The sequence below is a fragment of the Deltaproteobacteria bacterium genome (genome assembly GCA_028818775.1).
Taxonomy (GTDB): domain Bacteria; phylum Desulfobacterota; class Binatia; order UBA9968; family JAJDTQ01; genus JAJDTQ01.
This window is the reverse complement of sequence record JAPPNE010000091.1, coordinates 1-20,490: the sequence shown is the minus strand read 5'-3', so window position 1 is coordinate 20,490 and position 20,490 is coordinate 1. Positions and strand designations below refer to the sequence as shown.

At 60.2% G+C, this 20,490-nt stretch carries 9 protein-coding genes; 5 read left to right on the top strand and 4 right to left on the bottom strand.

Annotated elements, in window-relative coordinates; translation table 11 throughout:
- Together OXU42_11290 and OXU42_11285 are read right to left on the bottom strand one after the other, a co-directional pair.
- A partial coding sequence (locus OXU42_11290) for a class I SAM-dependent DNA methyltransferase (protein MDE0029970.1) occupies positions 1 to 2,306 on the bottom strand: 2,306 nt, incomplete at its 3' end.
- A gap of 276 nt (positions 2,307 to 2,582) precedes the next feature.
- Complete coding sequence (locus OXU42_11285; protein ID MDE0029969.1) at positions 2,583 to 2,918, bottom strand: hypothetical protein; 336 nt, start codon at positions 2,916 to 2,918, stop codon at positions 2,583 to 2,585.
- A gap of 531 nt (positions 2,919 to 3,449) precedes the next feature.
- Here OXU42_11285 and OXU42_11280 point away from each other — a divergent pair.
- Together OXU42_11280 and OXU42_11275 are read left to right on the top strand one after the other, a co-directional pair.
- Entirely contained in the window at positions 3,450 to 8,006 is a 4,557-nt protein-coding gene (locus OXU42_11280; protein ID MDE0029968.1) for a hypothetical protein, read from the top strand.
- Between the two features lie 511 nt (positions 8,007 to 8,517).
- Entirely contained in the window at positions 8,518 to 9,840 is a 1,323-nt protein-coding gene (locus OXU42_11275) for a lamin tail domain-containing protein (GenBank protein MDE0029967.1), read from the top strand.
- Positions 9,841 to 10,366: 526 nt separating this feature from the next.
- Here the strand turns inward: OXU42_11275 and OXU42_11270 are convergent.
- Positions 10,367 to 10,630, bottom strand: coding sequence for a type II toxin-antitoxin system HicB family antitoxin (locus OXU42_11270; GenBank protein ID MDE0029966.1), 264 nt, complete (start codon positions 10,628 to 10,630; stop codon positions 10,367 to 10,369).
- A gap of 235 nt (positions 10,631 to 10,865) precedes the next feature.
- Here OXU42_11270 and OXU42_11265 point away from each other — a divergent pair, with 235 nt between their 5' ends.
- Positions 10,866 to 12,272 (top strand): HEPN domain-containing protein, encoded by a 1,407-nt coding sequence (locus OXU42_11265; protein ID MDE0029965.1) that lies wholly within the window; start codon positions 10,866 to 10,868, stop codon positions 12,270 to 12,272.
- Between the two features lie 148 nt (positions 12,273 to 12,420).
- Here OXU42_11265 and OXU42_11260 read toward each other — a convergent pair whose 3' ends face one another.
- Entirely contained in the window at positions 12,421 to 17,106 is a 4,686-nt protein-coding gene (locus tag OXU42_11260; GenBank protein MDE0029964.1) for a hypothetical protein, read from the bottom strand.
- A gap of 1,041 nt (positions 17,107 to 18,147) precedes the next feature.
- Here OXU42_11260 and OXU42_11255 point away from each other — a divergent pair.
- Entirely contained in the window at positions 18,148 to 20,235 is a 2,088-nt protein-coding gene (locus OXU42_11255) for a hydantoinase/oxoprolinase family protein (GenBank protein MDE0029963.1), read from the top strand.
- A gap of 54 nt (positions 20,236 to 20,289) precedes the next feature.
- A partial coding sequence (locus OXU42_11250; protein ID MDE0029962.1) for a hydantoinase B/oxoprolinase family protein occupies positions 20,290 to 20,490 on the top strand: 201 nt, incomplete at its 3' end.

Here is a 20,490-nt window from a genome sequence, read left to right as displayed (position 1 = left end):
ACACAGGCGAGCTCTTCAGGTCCTCCTTCATTCGTATTTTTGTGGGACAGCAGTGTGACGTGGTAGAGAGTCGGCGTTGTCGCCAGCTTGCGCGTCGGCGCGCTCTTGCTGTCTTCACGGTAGGCGCGGACGGCGGCAATCCGTTCCCGCACGCGCGGCAACCGCGCCAGCACGTCGGGCGGCGTGTCGTGCAGTGCCAGAATCCACCGCTCGCCTCCCTGCAAGTATTCTCGTGCGCCGATGAACGGTCGAAGCCAGGGCGCGGCCTCCGGCTCCGTATCCAGAAATGCGGCGCGTTCCTCTGGGCTGAAGATGTACTTGCCTCCGTCGATGGGCTTGGAACCGATGATCAACCGCGCCATTCCGTTGATCGGTGCGCTTTCCTCCCGCACCACCAGATGCGGGTCTGACAACCCGCCCGCATCGAACAGGTACGGCGACAACGCCGCGTGGCGGCTTTCCTCCGGGTCGCCGTTGAGGTCGGGATAGCTGAACAGCCGCTTTTCCGCCCGCGCGGCCTTTCGGCGGTCGAGGCCGAGAATCACCACATGCACGTGGGCCTTACCTCGAGCATCCGAACCCCAGGCGAAAGTCCGGTGCGCGAAGGCGATCTCCAGCTTGCAGCGCCCGAACAGCACTGGCCATAGCTGCGCAACCTGCTCGCCCGCTGTAATCGAGTTGGTCGCGACAAAGCCGATCCGGGCATCGCCGCCGTTCACATACTCCCCCGCCTTGATGAACCACGCAGCGACATAATCAAGCGTGCCCCCACTCTTGCCGAGTGCCGCGATCCCGAACACCTGCGCGCGCTGTCCCGCTGTCTGATACTTCGCCCCCACGAACGGCGGATTGCCCAGCACGAAGCTGCAATCGCCCGGCGGCAGCAAACCGGACCAGTCCGCTTTCAGCGCGTCGCCGTGGACGATGTGCGGCGACTTCTGAAGCGGGATGCGAACGAAGGTCTGCCCGAATTCCAGGCTCAGCCGGTTGTTCATGATGTGGTCCATCATCCACAGCGCGGTCTCCGCGATGCGGGCCGGGAACTCTCCCAGCTCGATCCCGTAGAACTGGTCCACGTCCACCACTGACTGCCACGCGGTATCGAGCACCGCTTGCGTGGTTGCGGCGGTCGCAGCTCGAACCTCGCGGATGACCTCGATTTCCAGTAGCCGCAACTCGCGGTAGGCGATGATGAGGAAGTTGCCGCAGCCGCACGCCGGGTCGAAGAACGTCAGGCCGCCGAGTTTCGCCTGAAACTGCCGGAGCACCGCGAGGCGGCCCCGGCCCCGCCGCGCCCGTAACCGTTCGAACTCGGCCCTCAGATCGTCCATGAACAGCGGCTCGATCACCTTGAGGATGTTCTTCTCGGTCGTGTAGTGCGCGCCTTGTGCGCGGCGCTCCGCCGGGTCCATCACCGACTGGAACAGAGCGCCGAAGATGGCGGGCGAGATGTTCGACCAATCGAACCGGCAGGCGTCCAGCAGCGCCCCGCGCATCGCTGCGTCGAACGAGAACATCCGCAGGTGCCCCTTGAATAGATCCCCGTTGACGTAGGGAAACCGCGCTAGGTCCTCGTCCAGGGTCGAAGGACGCTGGTCCTCCGGCGTGTCGATCACCCAAAACAGTTCGGCCAGCCGAGCGCCGGTATCCGAGCCGTCCTCCCCCGTTCGCGTCTCGATGAAGTCGAGGAAGATGTCGCGCGGCTCGAATACCCCGGTATCGTCGGCGAACATGCAGAACACGACCCGCACGAGGAAACGTTCCAGATCGTGCCCGCGGTGCCCCGCATCGGCAAGCGCGTCGTGCAGCCGCCCGACCAGCTCGGCGGCCTGGATGTTCGCCGGATCCTGATCCCGGAACGTCCGGCGCTGCACGCCGAGGATGAAACCGAACGCCTCAACGTGCGCGGGCAGGTCCGCCAGCGGAAACACGACGCTCTCCCGCTCGTCCAGATCGTGAAGCTCGAAGGTCTGGAAGTCGCTCACCAGGATGTAGCGCGGACGCTCGCGTTCCGGCAGCGCGTCGAAGTACTCCCCGGCCTGATCGTAGGCCTTGGCCAGATCGCGTCCGGCACTCTTCTGCTCGACGATCAAAACGCCGGGCCAGAACAGGTCAATGAAGCCCGAGCGGTTATCCAGCTTTGCGACATGCGCCTCGTAGCGGGCGACGTTCCGCCGCCGCACCCCGAACACGTCAAAGAAGGCGTTGTAGAAGCTCTGTGTCTCGCCCTTCTCGTAGGCTGCGTCCTTCCAGTCATCGGCAAAGGCGGCCGCGCGAGCGCGGACCTCGTTCCACGACAGGCGCATCAGTCTGCGCCCTCCGCCTTGCGCCGTGCACTGGACGCCATGCCGTTGGCCGGAAGCGGATGTACGGCAGCAGGTGCGGCATTGCCCCGTCCAGCAACGCTGGTGCGAGACCCGAACATGTGTGCAGTGCGCTCGTGCGGCGTTCGGCTGCGGTCCGGTCCCGGCGTGTCTGCGCAAGCTCGTAGCTCGTCTGCTTCCGCATCCAGTGCTGGTCGGCAGTGCTCCAGCCGATATGCCTCCTGGATCACCTCATCGACGTGTTTCACGGCCGCCCCCTTACACCCGGCCCGGCACGATGTCCTCGGCAACCGTCTTAGGCAAGTGCAGCTCACGGGATTTGGCGTGAGCCTCACTGAGCCGCTGCAGCACCGTCGTGATGTCGTTCCTGTCCACGCCCAGTACGTCCAGGGCTTCCGCCACATCCGCCGTCAGGAATTCAAGAAAGATGTCCCACAACCGCGCCTTGTGCTTGTCGCTACGCCCGAACATGAGGTACTTGACGACGTCGTTCTTAGAGATCGACACGCCGACAAACATCTTCTGCATCTCCGCACGTACTTCATCAACACGCCCGTTCTCCGCGTCGGTGAGACTGATCGAGAATGTTGGCATGGCTGGTCCCTCCTTTTGTGAGAACTTCACCAAAAATAACAGAAATTAACTTCTTCTGTCAAAAACGCGAGACGAAGCAATCTCCGTCCAGAAGGACAGCCGCGCCGCAACTTCGACGTTCCGGTAAATCCGGGGCGGTTCAAGGGGTAGCGGCGGCGAGGGTGAATTCCGAAGCACGCAAGGCCATGCTAGGTTGGAGGCTCAACCCATGCTCCTGACGAGAACTGAGGAGGAAGAACTCCGATTCGTGACCAGTGCGGAGCGGGTCAGGTGCACCCAAGCACGCGGCCCTCATCATCGCGTGCGTTAATGTAGGCGAGGACCGGCAATGAAGGGCAGTTCGGTTGACATCGGACGTGCAATTGCTCGCTTCACGGGAACCGACTTGAGTAATGCCGGCTCGCCCGACCTAGGCCAACTCAAACTTAAGGCTTTCACGGGATCGTGACGGAACGGCGGACTTGGTTTGACGGATCTCAAGTGGCGGACAGTCACTGACTACCCGAGAACCGTTGTTTGCAAAGGATGTAAGTGCCGGACCTACTTGAAGGTTCGTTCCCTGCCGCCACGGTAAAGGGGGGTGGTGCGGCCACGAGTGCGGGAATCGTGTTCCAGCAGCGACTGGGAGCGTTCTTCGGCGTTTACCTTCTTTCGGGAAGATGCTTCGACCAACGCCTGAAACTCGGAACTGCTTCTCCTGTCCAGCTTCGCTTCGAAACGGAAGCTCCGGTAGATGATATTCTCGTCAGCACATCGGCTGACGGCTATATCGCGATACAGGCCAAAACGGCGGTCTCGCTGTCGCAGAACCTAAGCAGCCCCTTCGGCAAGACGGTCTCCCAATTTGTTCATCATTGGATCTCCTGTCGGGATGGCGACGGCAGTCTCGGGTGGAACCGCCCACTTGATCCCGCCCGCGACAGGTTGGTGCTCGCGGTCAGCAGGGACGCGCCTACGAGTATTCGAAAAGACCTGCCCGCTGCACTTCGGAGCAGATCGTTGCAGCGCACGCCTGCCCTCACGAAGGCACAACAGCGGGCTCTGAAGTACTTCGAGTCATGCGCCGCTCAAGCATGGACGTCGTTGACGACTGCAAAGTTTGATCCGGAGTTGCTCGATCATTTGGCACGCTTGGTGACGGTGTTCATGTTCGATTCAGGTGGCGCAGACCGGGCCTTGACGGAAGAGATGCTGGCAGCGTCAATACCGGAAGGGTCCCAGGCCACGGTCGCTCTGAACGCCTTGGAAACCGTCTGCGGTCAGATGATGGCAGAGCGAGGTGGGGCTGACCTTGCAAGTCTCCGCCAAGCGATCATGACCAAAGGCATCGATCTTCGCGGCGCGCCACGTTATCGACAAGACATCACCGCCCTCCGTCAGCACACACAGTCGGTCGCTACGGCGTTACAGCGTCATGAAGGGATTGAAGTCAAGGACGGCGACCGTGCCTCGATAGTCCGAGAGTGTCAAGATGCCGTCGAAACGGCCGCCCGAGAGAACTCGCTCCTGATTGTCGGCGAGCCCGGTGCGGGCAAGAGCGGGGTACTCAATGCCTTCGCTCGATCTCTCATCGCTCAAGGCAAGGATGTCGTCGAACTTGCGGTAGATCAACACTCCGTAGAGTCGCTTGAAGGTCTCTCCAAAGATCTCAAACTTGAACACGGCCTGCTGGACGTGTTGGAGGCTTGGGATGGTGTTGGGCCGGCATGGCTGATTATCGACGCGCTTGACGCAACACGCGGGGGAAAAGCCGAAAGTGTTTTCCGTACCTTGATCGCGCAGGTGCTGGTCCGGTGCCCGCGTTGGCGGGTGGTGGCATCCATTCGTACATTCGACCTTCGGATGGGTCAACAGTTTCGCTCCCTGTTTCCGGGTGCGCCCCCTGATGCAGGCCGTGCCGAGCCGGGTTTTTCCAACGTAAGACACGTCAGGATACCACCCTGGACCAAGGCGGAGTTCCGTAAACTTCTCGAACAAGCCCCGGCTTTGTCCGCAGCTCTCGCCGACGCACCCACACGGCTACGGGAACTTGCTTCGATCCCGTTCAACACACATTTGCTCAGCGAACTCATTGTCCGCGGCGTGGACATGGCGGACCTGAAGCGAGTCTCGTCGCAGGTGGAACTCCTGCGGCTACACTGGAGCCACAGGATCGAAAGATACGGCACGTCGGCCGAACGCTGCCTTCGCGCCGTTGTTGAAGCCATGGTGGAGGCACGCACCCTTCGGGTGCAGAAACATGCTCTTGCCTTGAATGACCCCGAAATGATCGACACGTTGGCACACGAGGGAGTATTGGTCCCCGTCCAAAATGGGCGGTGGGTTCAGTTCCGGCATCACATACTCTTCGACTTCACAGCGGCTCAGGTATTACTGGACCCGGCGGACATCGTCGGCGGCAAACTGCGGTTCCCCAAGGAGCAGGCGCGCGGTTTGATGCTTGCGCCAGCCCTCGCCTTCGTTCTTCAAGAGATTTGGGCTTCAGAAACTCGCCGGCGGTCATTTTGGGCCGCGGTGGCGAATATACTAGCCGACAAGGACGGCGACCCCGTCATTCGAAGTGCAGTGGGGCGTATGGGAGTAGAATATCCCGCCGTGGCCGACGACACCCTGACGCTGGCTGAACGCATAGTCAACGGCGATGACAAAGCGGCCCAAGCGTTTGCGATTCTCAGCGGAGCCTTGGCGGTCCGGATGGAAGACGACCCGGAAACTTCCGTTCAGCCCTGGGTTAAGCTGATCGGCGCCGTCGTCCCCAATGTAGGGAACGTGGCTGGACCGGTTCGCTTTCTGCTCCATAGGTTGATTGCCCCAACACGGGACGATGGGCTTCAGGCGGACCTCGGACTGGCAGCCCGTGCGCTCTTGGAGCATGGATACAGCTTGCAGGACCCAGGCATCACCGTAACGGCGGCAATCGGCTTCGTCGCGGACACCTACGGAACGGATCGAGAACAATCCCGCCGACTGCTTTCGAGAGTGTTCGATGAGAATCGCCTTGCGGAATTCGCTTGGCACGAGGTTCCTGCCGTCTGCCACAAAATCGCGGCCATCGTAGATGTGGATACGGCCTTCGGCGCGGAGATCTACCGGCGGACCTATGCGTTTGATGTAACACGGGACGTGCCGACTGACATGTCATCGAGTCAGATCTTGCCACTTACGTCAAACGCACGTCAGGACTACGGCATGGCGCGCTATTCGCTCGGCGAGTTCATTTCTCAATTTCTCGACCAGCACCCCTCACAGGCTATCGAGGCGATCATTGCCTCCGTGGAGGGTTACGTTGCCCGAGAACACACAATCCCCGATGACTTTGACGACTACAATCTGGTCGCTGCCGGTAGAAGCGTCCGGCTGCGTGAAGATCTCAGCCGCGTCTGGGCGCACGATCCGGACAGCAAATATGGTCGTGATGCAGAGGTTCTCGTCGGGAAGCTTCTAGAGTGCTTAAGGGCAAGCGATGAGAACACCGCCTTGAATTTGGCGAATTTGCTGATTGACAACGCATCGCTCGCCGTATTCTGGTCCAGATTGTTTATGGCCTCCGCAGAACGCAATGACGGGATGGTCGGTCTTCTCCTTCCTTTCGCTTTGACTGAGCAGTTTCTTGTGACGCTGGATACCCGGAAGGACGCCATAGACGTCGTTGCGAAGGGATATGAACGCCTCAAGTCTGAAGACCGGCAACGGTTTGAGCGGCAAGCGCTGCTGTTCGCTTTTTCAGACTTTAGGCGACCCAAGGAAGCCAAGGAATACTTCCTTCGCGGCTTATTCACCGCGATCGGTGGCGACAATCTGGAAACGGAAGCAGCCTTGCGACTGGTCGCCGACGATACCGACCAAGTTGCAGTGCAAAATAGGCGTCCCTTCCAGGTCCAATTTCAGGCCGTAAGCGCCGAGCCATATGATTGGATTACAGACCCCGATAGGGAGCTTCCGGCGAACGCCAGCCTCATGGCGGCAATCGATTCAGCGAAAAACGTACTAGCGCTGGAATCGAATGCCAGCGCACCTACAGGTTTGACGCTAAACGCCGCCCATGACGCGTTGGAGCAAATCGAGAGAACCCGGACTGCGCACGGGACCAATGCGCGATTGCGAATCGACGGCGAGGGCGTGCTCGCCCAAGGATGCAACCGCATCATAGCAGCGAGACTTCTTCCGTCACAGGCCGACGGCGCGGCGACCGAGTCCTTTCTTCGCCTACTCAGGGTCGCTACGAGTTCCGCTGGTCCCCAAGTCGATGCTCATACGGAGGAATCCTTCGAAAACTTTGCGTCATGGGGCTCCCCAGCAGCGCGTGTAGAGGCTGCGCAGGCCGTCCTCGACTTGGCCCTGCAACGGCCGGATTTACTTCCGAGGCTCACGATCGACATCGACATGCTGCTAACCGATCCTCACCCCGCTGTCCGAATGCAGGCTGGTTTGCACTTAATCCGGCTTTGGGACCTTGACCGGGACGGTTTTTGGCAGCGGGTGAAGGACCGTCTCAGGCAGGAGTCAAACTCCAACGTACTCGAACACATTATCAAGGGCGTTCTCGGTCCCGTGTTGCATTCCTCCCCAAAAATTGTCGAGTCGTTGGTCTTGGAACTACTAGAGCGCTTCCCCGACGACAAGGAGTGCCAAAGTCGTCTTCGGAAGGCTGTCGCTCATATACTCACGATCCTATGGATCACGCATGAGCGTCACGCCGCGCGATCAGTTGTGGAGGAGTGGATCGCCGATTCGGTTCGTTTTCACGATGAGCTCGCTATTGTCCTATCGACGATGCGCGGGGCGTTTGTTGACCGACCAGAAAAATCAGGCGGACGAGGCACTGAGGCACCGAGCACTGGAACTAGCCGCGGAGGTCGTAGAAGCCGCGAGCCAAGGCTTGGCCATACACTATTCGGGAGAGACACCGAACCTTGGAGGCGTCTCCGACGCTCGCAAGTCTGCGGAGTTGCTCGATATTGCATGCCGCGAACTCTATTTCTCTACCGGCGCAAACCACAGCAGTGGGGAGTCAAGCCGGCCGACAAGCACAACAGAGCTAGCAGACTTTTTCGTCGAGGCTGCACCGATCCTCAAGCGGATCGGTGACTGCGGCACTCCGCACACTGTTTACTATCTCCTACAACTGCTTGAATTCCTGCTACCCCTCGACCCCGCGCGAGCATTCGATCTTGCGGCGCATGCGTTGCGGAGTGGAGGTGCCCGCACGGGATTTCAATTTGAGTCAATGGGAATAGATTTGATCGTACGGCTCGTTGGCGTGTTTCTCGCAGATCATAAAGAGATATTCGAGAGCGAACAACGCCGGACTGAACTGATTGAATGCTTGGAGATTTTTATGGACGCTGGTTGGCCAGCCGCACAGCGGCTTCTCTACCGGCTACCGGAACTGATTCAATGAACAGTGCATCGGCCAAGGAACGACTTCACCTAGCTCGTGTATTTCCCGACATTCACGGCGAGGGACGGGCGCCCCAAACCGGACAGTGATGGTGGTCAACGAGCGTTGAGCGTCACTTCGATGTTTCTGTAGTCGCTGAGATGGCGCTCAAGGGAAAATTTGGCGAGGCTTCTTCGCCCTCGCGATCTAGGAGGCGCCATGAGGGTTACCCTGTTCCTGCTTCCTCTGTTTGCTCTTCTCATTGCCGGTTTCGACGGCAACGCTGCGGACCGGCGGCCCGATAAAAGCCGGCTGGTCGTGATGACCTTTAACGGCGAGTTCCTTTGGGACGGCCGTCCGCCGGAAGAAGGCCAGGTGAATTTCGCATGGAAGAACTCACCCGATGAGGCGGACGAACGGTTGCAGGCGATCGCGGGCATCATCGCGGCACACAATCCTGACATTGTCAATCTCGTCGAGGTAGAAGGGCTTACGGCGCTTGAGCACCTGAATTCCACCTTCCTGTCGGGGCGGGGCTACGCGGCCTATCTGCTCAAGGGCAAGGACAGTTTCACCGGGCAGGATGTGGGGCTGCTCACAAGGATCGATCCCGAGGGCGGCGCGATCGAGCGCGACGACCGATCCGGCCGGAGTGGAAGCACACTCAAATCCGTGTCGAAGAACTATTTCGCCAAGCTGGATGTGGGCGAGCGCAAGATCGCACTCATCGGCATTCACTACCTTTCGCGGCCGGCGGACTTATCGCGCCTGCATCAGCGGCAGGCGCAGGCCGATGCCACATTGAATCAGGCACGCGAACTGGCCGCCGCCGGGTACGGCATCATCATCCTCGGCGACTTCAACGACTACACGGGCGAACAAGCCGCTCTCGACATCAACGATCACGCGCCGATCACGGATGTGATGGCGCGGTTGCAGGGCATGGACCCAGGGACTCCGGATGATGATCTGGTGAACGCGCTAAGATTCGTACCCAAGGCGCAGCGCTATACGTCGTACTGGGACCGGGACGAAGATTCACGCATCGACGAGCCACAAGAATATTCGGCCATCGATCATATCCTGATCTCCGGGGCTCTGACCGAGTACATTGCATGGGTGCACATCGATCACGGGCACGACCCGCGTAAACTGACGGATCATTTCCCGGTCATTGTGCGCTTCGATTTTCCGGGCGTGGCGTCGGGGCCAGACGGCCAGGCGGCAGTCAAGATCGCATGGCTGCTGCCGAACCCGGTGGGTGACGAGCGGCAGAATGAAGCGGCGGCCGTCATGAATACGGGCTTGGCCACCGTGTCGCTAACAGGTTGGACGCTGCGAGATGCGGCGGGGCGCACATGGTCGCTTGATGCACTTGGCACACTCGCGGCAGGACAAAGCGCAGAGATCATGCGTGCGGGCCAGCCGATGTCGCTGAACAATGCCGGCGACCGGGTGGACCTGCTGGATGGGAGCGGGGCTATTCGGGATAGCGTTTCCTATGGGCCGTCCGGGGAAGGCGAGCGGGTGGAGTTTCAGTGACAGGTAGCGCCGTTATTGCGGCGGGGTGTTTTCGATTCTGATCGAAGGCCTGTGACAAGTAGGCGAAGACGACCTACAACCGCCACCGCGCTAGAGGACGGGAACGTCGAGGAAACGATACTCGAAGAACTGACCTATCCCATCCGCTATTAGCCCAGGCCGGGGGTTAGGTTTCGTTCTCCCCGTGTAACAGGAGGTAGCGCAGCTATAAGACCTTTCTTCGGCGCGCCTCCTTCCGGAACCGCGCATGCGGTTTACGCCCAGCCTTGAGGACCAATGACGTCAAACCCGGCGGCGCTGAGTCGGCCCGGTGCCTGCGGTTTACGCACTGTCGAATTCCTGATGCGTGATGCCGAGGTCCCTCAGAATGGCTCTGACGGTTCCCGTTTTCAGTTCATGGCTGCCCCAGTTGGGGATGTCGTCCTGCGGCCGTTCGATGATCGAATCCAGATCTCGTGGTCGCCGCGGGCGCGCCTGTCCAGGCTGCATCCGAGTCGGCGCAGCTTGCGCGTAAGTTCGCCGTACCTCAAACTGCAACCATGACCTCACCGAGACCCTCGTAGTGCTGAGCGTCAACGATGGCTGCTTCAACCTTTTCCGGAAGCCGCTCGCCTCGGTCCCGGTAGGACTCAATGAAAGCCGTGGCAACGCCTTGAAGGCTCTCTAGCGCCTGAGCACGGGTGTCTCCCCAAGCTCGGCAGCCGGGCAAGTCGGGGATTTCGGCAAGGTACTTGCCTTCGGTTTCATCCGACGGATCCCGCAGGACGAATCTTAGCCTGTACAGTTCCATTTCAGCATCCTCGACTCAGACGCAATGCGTTCGGGACCTCGTTTTGTGGTCCTGAAGTTTGCCGGAATTTTTCGGTCGTGGCAAGAAAGGCGGGTACCCGTATGGACTGACGGGTGTTCCGGCGGAAGGTGATCCATAAGGAGCTGTCAGATTCGGAAACGCCCCCCTAGTATCAGCGGAATGTCAATCGCGCTGGTTATCGATTCCATGGACCTATAGATTGAGGGTAGGCGGAATGACCGAGAAGGGGTTCGACGCCAGCGACTGGATTGACCGGGTGGTGACTGCTCTTCGAGTGCTGGCATCGGCGCAGGAGCCCTACCTGCAGGCGCATTGGCAGCACAATCCGCGCGAGCAGATAATCGTCGACGGTCGGGACGAGACGCCGTTTCCGCTGGATGACGTGCGCGTGATCTATGCCGAGGCGCGATACAGCCTGTCCTTCGGTCGAGAAGCCGAGTACGCTCCCCTTCGCAGGGTCCTCGATCCAGCGCGCCACGCCTTGCTGTCCCACCCCGAGCTAGAGCGGGTGGCGGTAGCGGGCCGAATCGTGGGTGAGAATGATTTCTGGATGCGGTTGGTGAACTCGGGGACGTCGATCTCGGCCGGGGGCCTGATTGCGGGGCTAATGGCGCGGGCCGCGGAGTTGTCGGGCGACGGGTTGCGGACGGCGGTGTGTGAACTGAATGCCTTCCTCTCGCCAGCCAGGGATGGTAAGGCGGCCGGTGTGCTGGGCAGTCTCGACGAGGGTTGCGACGTATTGCTGTTCTATGGTCTCACCGTGAGCGAGAGGATCGACGTCGAAGACGCCATGGCGATCTTTCCGTTCGGGGAAGTTCGGCGGTTCGTGGACCAAGAGTTGGTGGAAGAACTCGCCCCGCCGGCCGCCGGCTTCCACGGATGGCGCTCGGTGGCCGCAGTGGTCAGGCCGTTTCGGTGGCGGCCGGAATTCAGGCGGAGGGGCAGCGTAAACGACCCCATGAGTTGCCCGCCGGCACCGTTCTTTCCAGAGGCGCAGACGTTCCTGGACTTGCTCGCCGTGAGCCATGCAGCGCCGATGCTGCGGCTCGCAACGATATCGGGTTGTATCGACCGTTCTGCGGCTCGTCTATTGGGCCTGGGGAGAAAAGGTCCGGGGATTTACCAGAAATGGGTGGCGAATGGCTTCGAGGGCTTCGCGGAGTGCCCGGTGCTGAGGCCAGCGGCGCTCGACGAGGCGCGGGAGGCTTTCGAGGAACGCCAGAGCGCGCGCTACCAGGAGATGGCGCCCTTCGTGGCGCGACTGGCCGAGGCGCTTGGACGGGATGGCCGGTTTGCAATGCACGACAAGGTCGTGGATGTCGTAATCGCACTCGAAGGTATGTACGAGTTGCCCAAACGGAAAAAACTGCGAAAGCTGGAGAACAGGGTTTCCGGCTTTCTTGGAACTGACGCGGATGATCGGCGAAAGATCAGGGAGAGCGTCAGGAGTCTGTATGAGGCCCGCTCCGCGGTTGTTCACAGCGGGTCGCGCGAGGCATGGCCGTTCAGAAACGGCGCGGCGTTCGTCAAGGGTTTCGACTTGGCTCGGCGGTCGCTGTTCAAGTTTTTACGCGAAGGTGTACCCGAGAATCGGGACAAACTGGGGGCCGCAGGCGAGTGAGTCGTATTCGAGGCTGATATCAGCAGGATCGCGGGTGCGGCTCAAAGCCTATTGATTGGGACTGCACGTCGCAGAAGGGCTAGAAGGCTGGGATGCTCGAGCGTCTAAAGCGCGTCGGTGGTGTCGACCGGGGCGCCAGAAAGCACTGCTACCGTGCTCTCCATGGCAGCAGGCTACTCGTAACTCTCTGGGAGGCGAAAGTCTGCCGTAGCGACTTTTCGTTGTCTGTCACCGCGCGTTTGAGGCGATGCCGTTGCTGCTCAACAAATCGCCGTTTGTCGGCCTCAATGGACCCGTTCGCAACCGTGTATCGATCATAAATCTCCCACATCCATGACTTGGCGCGTCGGTCGGTACAGGCCAGGAATAGGAGCCACGAGGAATAGGCAGCCTCGGGTGTATCGGATTCAACGAACTCCTGTAGCCAGTGGGCCGCGAAAGCCTCCATCTGGCCCATAATCCAGGAACGATCGTGTGTCTCACGATATCCGCCTCGCGGCGGACCGGTTGGCCAATCTGTATCACCAGCGATGGAGGGTCGGGTCAGTAACGGTCGAAGGAACACCGCCCGTCGTCTATGTGCAGGACACGGCGAAGTCTCATCGCGGGAAACCATTCGTTGCAACCAACCGACACGATCGGAAGTACGGGCTGCGACGACGAAATCGAGGAGGTCTTCATCGGTTCGGCATTCGTCGAGGGAATAGATCTGTTCGAGGATCGGATCCAGTTCGGGATACGACGGTGAAGCAAAAGGGGCGTATTTCATCCGATCGATGCCTGTGGAGCCGATAAAACGCGTCCTCAGGCACCGTTGTAGGGCACGCCAAAGATGAACGCCGCGATTCGGATCGCGTTTCAGAACCGCCTCACACAAGCCGACGAAAAAGCCTTCCGCCAGTTGGACCCGCCTTCGGAACTCACCGGTGGGCGGGTCCATGCCTTGAAGCCATCGTTTCAACGCCTCTGGATAGAGATCGAGAACGAGGTCGAAATCTTCGGCGTCGAAGTTGGCATGAATCAGCTGGGCACCAGACTGCCGAGCTTGCCTGACCGCATCAACATACGACTGAATGATCGCTTGTCGTCGCTGTGCATATTGTTCCGGACGACTGGCCCCCTCAAAGAACGAGAGAACATCATTCTCGTCGTCGCGTTCTTCAAGGAGGTCGCCGATCGTGAAGTTGTAGTTCCCAGTGGAAGCTGCTTCATGGTCGTGAAAGATGTCGAGCCCGGACTCGGGGGCGCCTCCGGGGTATTCGAAGAGCGCGGCGGAGAGTAGATCGACAGCGAGTTCTACGGCTTCTCTTGACCGCTCTTCCTGCGACAAGGCCTCTAGTAGCTCAGCAGGGGCGATTCGTGCCGCGAAGTCTGAAAAGCTGGAACCGCGGTTCGAGGCAGTAATTGCCCTGGAACCCATGATGTTCTCTATCTGCGGCTTGGAGGACGACCATGACCAGCCTATCCGTTCGAGAAGGCTTCCCAAGCGTTCAGCATCGTTGCAGCCTAGCAGCATCCAGGTTGCCGCAGCGCCGTCGGTATCATCAGAGAATAGGAGCCTAGAGAAGGCGTCAAAGGATCGTTGGCTCAGATCCAGATCGTGCTCTGCGAGAACGGTTGCCAATCGGCTTAGCATGCGCTCGTCGTCGCAGAAGGAATGGACGAGATGATCGAGTTCGCTCCGGGACGGCGATTCGCAGGCGCGGCCGAGCTCCAGGAACAAGGTGTCCAGGTTCGAATTCACGATCTTTGTAACTTGGTCTATGGGCGAAAAGGACTGGATCTCGGCGATCAGGAAATTGCTTTGAATCGCGTGTTCATCCTCGTCCGACGCAGCGTCGCCTCGCTCTCTCAGGGCTTGTATAGCTTTGCTTTCTTCGGTGCCTACCAGGAGCACGGATTCCGGGGCGGCGAGTGCTGAGCCGAAGCGTTGGTCTGTCGGGCGTTCCGCGTATTGCCGAAGGCGTGCGCGCTGGCAGTCGGCGAGTCGGTCCGGGATGCATCGTGCAAGAGCGAGAGACAAACGTTCCCAACGGAGATCTTCGGGGGTACGGCCTCGCCCCGTTGCTGAACGGCTGAAATCGAAGCTCTCCGAGACCGACGCCAGCTCGTCGATGAAGTCTTTGGGAATCCGCAAGTGGGGATCGAGTAGAGCATCCCTTGCTCGTTCGATCCGGCCAAATATTCCAAGTGTCCTGTCGCGAAGCACAGACGCGGCGTGTCTTCGTTCGAGACGAAAGAACGAACGCGACGGATTTTCAAGGTAATCGGTCTCGTAGTCGAGTTGGTGGTCAATTTTGGGATCCGTTCGCCATGCCTCTTCGGCATCTTCGGAATAACCGGTTCGCCACAGGAGTATGGAAGCAATCCGAGCGTTGAGTTCGGGATGATGAGTGGCTGCAGGGGTAAGGGACCGTATGGTCTTCGATGCAGAACGCAGTGCGGCTGCTGTTTCTTCAGGATCAACGGTGTTGAGCGCGTTTAGCCAGGACTGGGTTTCCTGAGCCGCGCCGCTGCCGACGAGTGCAAAATGTATCGCCCCTCGCACGAAAAGTTCGACGGTGTGCTTGAGAGGACGCCCCTGAAGGAGTTGCGCCGCTGCGATGATGAGATCCTCGGCGCTGTAGTCGACAAGCTGGAATTCGCGGTTGGCAACGATGATGGAACCGGGCTCTGCCGTGCCTACGCGTTCTCTAAGGCGTTTGCATCGCTGAGTATGGAAGGAGTCCTCTGTCCTATCGGATTTGTTCCCTCGCATTTCGAGAGAGATGTAGCTTTGCCATTCGACCCCACGCTGGGCGATGGCGCACGCAACGGGGACATCGGTCTTGTCGACAGTGGCTAGGGCGGTGATTGCAAGGTGCCTTGGCGTCGTGAGCGAATGCCCGCAGGAGGCTTCAATGACATCGAGCATCGGCGCCACAAGTTCAGGCGCCAGTATTTCTAGGTCGCTCAGGTGGCTCTCCGGAAGGTTCTGCGAATGAAGCCAGCGGGTGCATAGGGTACTGAGCCAGGCGGCCGGTCGAGCACCTTCTTTCAGAAGAGCGATACTCACGGCGGCCCGAAGGGTCTCAGCGCGGCCGTCGTATCCCGCTATCGGGTCAAGAAATCGGTCAAGGACAGTTGTGGGTTGTTCGCCGGGACCGGCATTTTCCAGTTGAGCAACTAGGGCGAGACCGAGGGCGTGAGACACGAAGTCAGGGTCGAACTGGGGCTCTCCGTGTTGGTCGAGAGTGGTGAATATGCCATCGATTACGCCCGAAACCCGGCGGTAAACCTGATCCGGGGTCCGCGTGGTTGAAGCGCTCAATGCCTCGATACGTTGAACGGTCGATCGATGGCTTCCGTCTTTGTGGTCCGCTGCCAGTTCCAACAGAAACCGCCGCCATTCCCTTTCACTGAAAGCTCCTGTAGATGAAGCTTGAACTGCGGATGCACCGTACGCCCAAAGAAGACGATGGACGGTGATGTCGCCAACGTCCCCGAGTTGGGACCTTAGTTGGATGATGAGGTCGAACATACGCGGAACCGCTGCATGGTGGACCAGATGATCCGGAAGATCGTCTCGAGAAAGCCCTGCGAGATCCAGTTTTCGGTCAAATTCGCCACCGAGATTCAGATCGTAGTTTTCCACGGTGATCCGATGGGGTGATGCGATGAGGCTCTGAAGCCGGTGGAGACGATCCTCGAAGAAAGTTGTGCGCGTGGAAATCAGTGTTCGGGTGCGTTGATGGAAAGGGTCGTCTTCAAGTTGTTGAAGAACGCTGATCCAGGCGTGCGACGGGAGCTGGTTTAAGCCGTCGAAGAAGATGAGGAATACGGGGCCGTGATCGACAGGCCGTCCAAGAAGCCGCCGGACACGTTTCTCCCAGTGTGAGACATCACGCACCTCTGAAACATCGTGCAGGTACCGGGCGATGAAGTTGATTAGTTCAACCGATGTGGTGTCAGTGCCCGTGCTCCCAAGGGCGGAGGAGGGGGCGAGCACGACGATAGGTAATCGGTCGAGCCTAAGTTGGAGCCAATCCACTGCGGCCCAAGTCTTGCCCACGCCGTCGAGACCGACCAACGCACCAACCGCACCGTCATCGGGACCGTCGAGCCAAGCGTCCAGGCGGTAATTTAGGGTTGGCCGGCTTACGTGTTGGGCAGAGTCGTCCGCACCGGCCACATCCTGCTTGAACTTGGCCTGTGCTCGTCGGCGCGAGTTCCAAATCTCGTGGACGCGCTCATGACTGGCGTTGCGTGCGGCGTCGAAACCAATAACCCAGCTTTCGAGCTCTGTCTGGATGGCTTCGAGCGTGTGAGCATAGCCTGATAGTTGAGCGATTTGCGCCAATAAAGCGCTCAGGTCTTGGCCGGACTCGGTGGCGAAGATGTCCGGCGAACTAGCAGCGAGGGCGGCGAGCCTGGGAAGTGGGTGCCGCGCCCAATCGATGATGATGGCGCCGATTCCAAGGCTGTGGGCCTTCCTGTCGATCGCATCGTGGACCTGTTCCGGAACCTCTTGGGTTGTCACGAGAATCCAGGCTTCAAGATCGGGATGGCGTTCAACGGCCTGATCGATTTCGCCACGGATGCTCCGCTCGTCGAGCCTCGTGCTGTGCTTGTAGCGGCGGGCTTCGAACACGAGATGTCTGTCTCCGAAGCCCGAGGTACCTCCGTCGCCGCCTCTCTGGTCGCCAGAACGGGCATGCCGAAAAGGTAGTCCCAGCAAGGATCCGAGGGCGAAACCTGCGAACCGTTCCAGGGTCTGGGTCTCGACGGCTTGCAAGACCGATTGAAGTTGATCGCTAGGCTCTGGAGTGCCTGTGGTGCATCCCATATCGGCCATGTCACGATTTCGTCCGATTAAGTGCGAAGTGAGTCGTGGAACCAAAGGCGCCACGGGTAGTGGGGACGGCCAGTTTGTCCGAGCCCTGGCTTGGCTTCATCTCGACGTAGTTTCCCGAGACCCTTCGGGATGGAGGCCGGTTTCGCCAAGCCCAACCCCCAATGTCAACCTAGAAGCCGCGTTCTTTTTCCCATTCCTGAGCGGCATCCCGTGTGGTCCTACGTCCGACCTGTTTTATGTGACCGTTCGGCCACTCCTGCTGATGCTCTTTCTCTCGGCGCTCCAGGTCGTTTGTTATCCCTCCATGCATGATCCTGTTGCCGACTTTGAAGAGATACTTGTAGGTGTCACGTGGTTCCTGACCCATAAAAAACCTCCTTCCCCGTGCGGGGAATCTACGGGAAGAACCGTTTGACAGCCGGGAGCAAGCCGAGATAGGAACTAGAGTCGGTGGAGGCTCTTGCTTCCTACTGGCTACTCCGGGAAGGTCCTTCCCATGCCAGTATTAGGCCCGAAGGTTGGGGGTCTTCGACCTTGGCCTTCGGGTCGCCCTTCTTGGCAGGCTAACCGGAACATACTGTGTCGTCAACGGGGAACCTGCAATTCCTAGAGGTTTGCAGGGCAAATCGCAACATTGATGTGCCAGGGCATCGGCATCGAAGGGGACGTCGTGAAGGACATCCACGAGATCGCCGGGATAGTCGCGCGGGTCACCGCATCGGGCTACCCGCAGGGTCCCATTCCGGTGTCGCCCGAGACTCGTGAACCGCCACAACAGCAAGAAATTCCTCGATTCCACCAACGAAGCCAGCCTTCGGTTCGACGGATTCGGGGCTCGACGGAACGGTTGCCGGAACAGCACGGCTTGGCGGAACGTCTACGGACAGAGCGACAGAGCCGCGCTCTACTGCGCACGGACGAGAATGAATCCGCTTACAGTATGCTTACGACGCGGATCGGGACCCTCAGCGATCCACAGTTCACGATCCTTATAAACAACAAATATATCAACTAGTTATGGGTGATTCCCGAGGTCGATACATGGTCGGCGTGGACGTCGGCGGCACCTTCACCGACTGCGTGGTGCTGGACAGTGACGGCATGCTGACCATCGGCAAGGCCCTGTCGACTCCCTACGACTTTTCCGTGGGCGTGGTCGACTCCCTCGAGAATGCGACGGAGAACCTGGGGCTTCCAGCCGTGGGCGACCTGCTGGGCGCCACGCGTCTCTTCTTCCACGCGTGCACGGTGGCCGACAACACGCTGATCACTCGGGCCGGGGCCGTCACCGGGCTGGTGGTCACCGAGGGCTTCCCGGACACGTTCCTGATGATGCGCGGTAACGTTCACCTTGGGCTGACGGAGACCGAATCCTCTCACTTGGCGGCTCTCCAGAAGCCCGCGCCGCTGGTCCCCCGCGGGCTCACGGAAGAAGTGCCGGGCCGGATCGACTACAAGGGATCGGTGCTTATCGACACCGATGTCCGGCGGATCGAGGAAGGGGTCGAGCGGCTGATCGGCAAGGGGGTGGAGTCCGTCGCCGTCTGCCTGCTCTGGTCCATCGCCAACAGCGCCCACGAGAAGGCCGTCGCGGAGGTGATCGGCCGCAAGCACCCTGATGTCCATGTCACGTGCTCCAGCGACATCGCCCCTTTCCTGGGAGAATACGAGCGTACGACGACGACCATTTTCAGCGCCTACATCGCCCCCAAGATCGTTGCCTACATGCGAAGTCTTCAGGGAAAGCTCGCCGGCAACGGACTCAAGAGCGCCCCTCTCGTCATGCAAGCCTACGGCGGCATGCTGAGCATCGAGGCCACGTCCCGGAAAGCCATAGGAACCCTGGAATCGGGACCCGCGGCCGGAGTCGTGGGCAGCAAGTTCATCGCGGACATGATCGACGAGCCCAATGTTCTGGCCACCGACATGGGCGGCACCACCTTCAAGGTGAGCCTGGTGCGGGGAGGGCTTATCGAGCGTGACTTCCAGCCCGTGTTCGAACGCTACAGCATTCTGGCTCCGAAGATCTGGGTGGCGTCCATCGGGGCGGGAGGCGGCAGCATCGCCTGGCTCGACGGCAAGTCGGGACTGCTGAAGGTCGGCCCTCGGGGAGCGGGCGCCTCTCCCGGCCCCGTGGCCTATGGGCTCGGCGGAACCGAGCCCACCGTGTGCGATGCCGACGTGGTCCTGGGTTATTTGAACCCGGGGTACTTCCTGGGGGGCCGCATGACCCTGGACAAGGAGAAGGCCGTCGCCGCCATCGAGGAGCGTATCGCCAAGCCGCTGGATATGACGACGGTCCAGGCGGCCGGTGGCATCTTCCGCATCATCAACGCCCATATGAGCGACCTCATCCGCCGCTGTACGGTGGAGCGCGGATACGACCCGCGGGAGTTCGCCATGGTTGCCATCGGCGGATCGGCGCCCGTCCATGTGGCTCGTTGCGCCGCCCAGCTCGGGGTCCGCAAGGTGGTGATTCCACTGACGGCTTCGGTCCATGCGGCGACCGGGCTGATCTCCGCGGACGTTACCTACGAGTACGGCATGTCCGACCACGCGGTGGTTCCACTGGACCCGGCGCGACTCAACGGAGGCTTCGACAAGCTCTGTGCCCGCGCCGCCGAAGACCTGTCCAATGCCGGTTTCGCGCCGGAGGACACGGTGATTCTCCGGAGCGTCGACATGCGCTACCGCTATCAGGTCAACGAGATCAACGTTCCGGTTCCGGGGACGGGGCCGTTGCGGGAGGCCGATCTGGAGCAGCTCTGCGACCGCTTCGACGAGTTGTACGAGCAGTCGTACGGAAAAGGGTCCGGCTATCCGGAAGCCGGCAGGGAGATGCTCTCGCTCCGAGTCACCGCCGTTGGAAAGCTGGCGAGACCGGCCGTTCACAAGATGTCGCTCGAGCCGGGCGACGTCCGGGAGGCTCGCAAGGAGCGGCGGGACGTGTACTTCGAGGAATACGAAGACTTCACCGCCACGGATATCTATGATTTCGGACGGTTGCGGCCGGGCATGAGCATCGCCGGACCGGCTGTCATCGAGACGCCGGTGACCACCATCGTGGTGAACCCGAACGACCGCGCGGAGATGGACGCGTTCCGCAACGTCGTGATCCATTTGGGCTAGCGTCTTGTCTCCGGATAGCGTTATGTAGTGGTAAGGGAACTCTGGGAGGCAACCATGACCACAAACGGCGTCGTCGATCCCATCACCATGGAGATCTTGTCGCACCGGCTTCATCAGATCGCCCGGGAGATGGGCATCACGCTCGAAAGGGTGGGCGGCACGGTCAACACCACGCAGCAGCACGACTACATGGCTTCGCTGTATACCGCGGACGGTGACGTGCTGTCCGGGGGCGAGTCGCTGGGCCAGCACGTC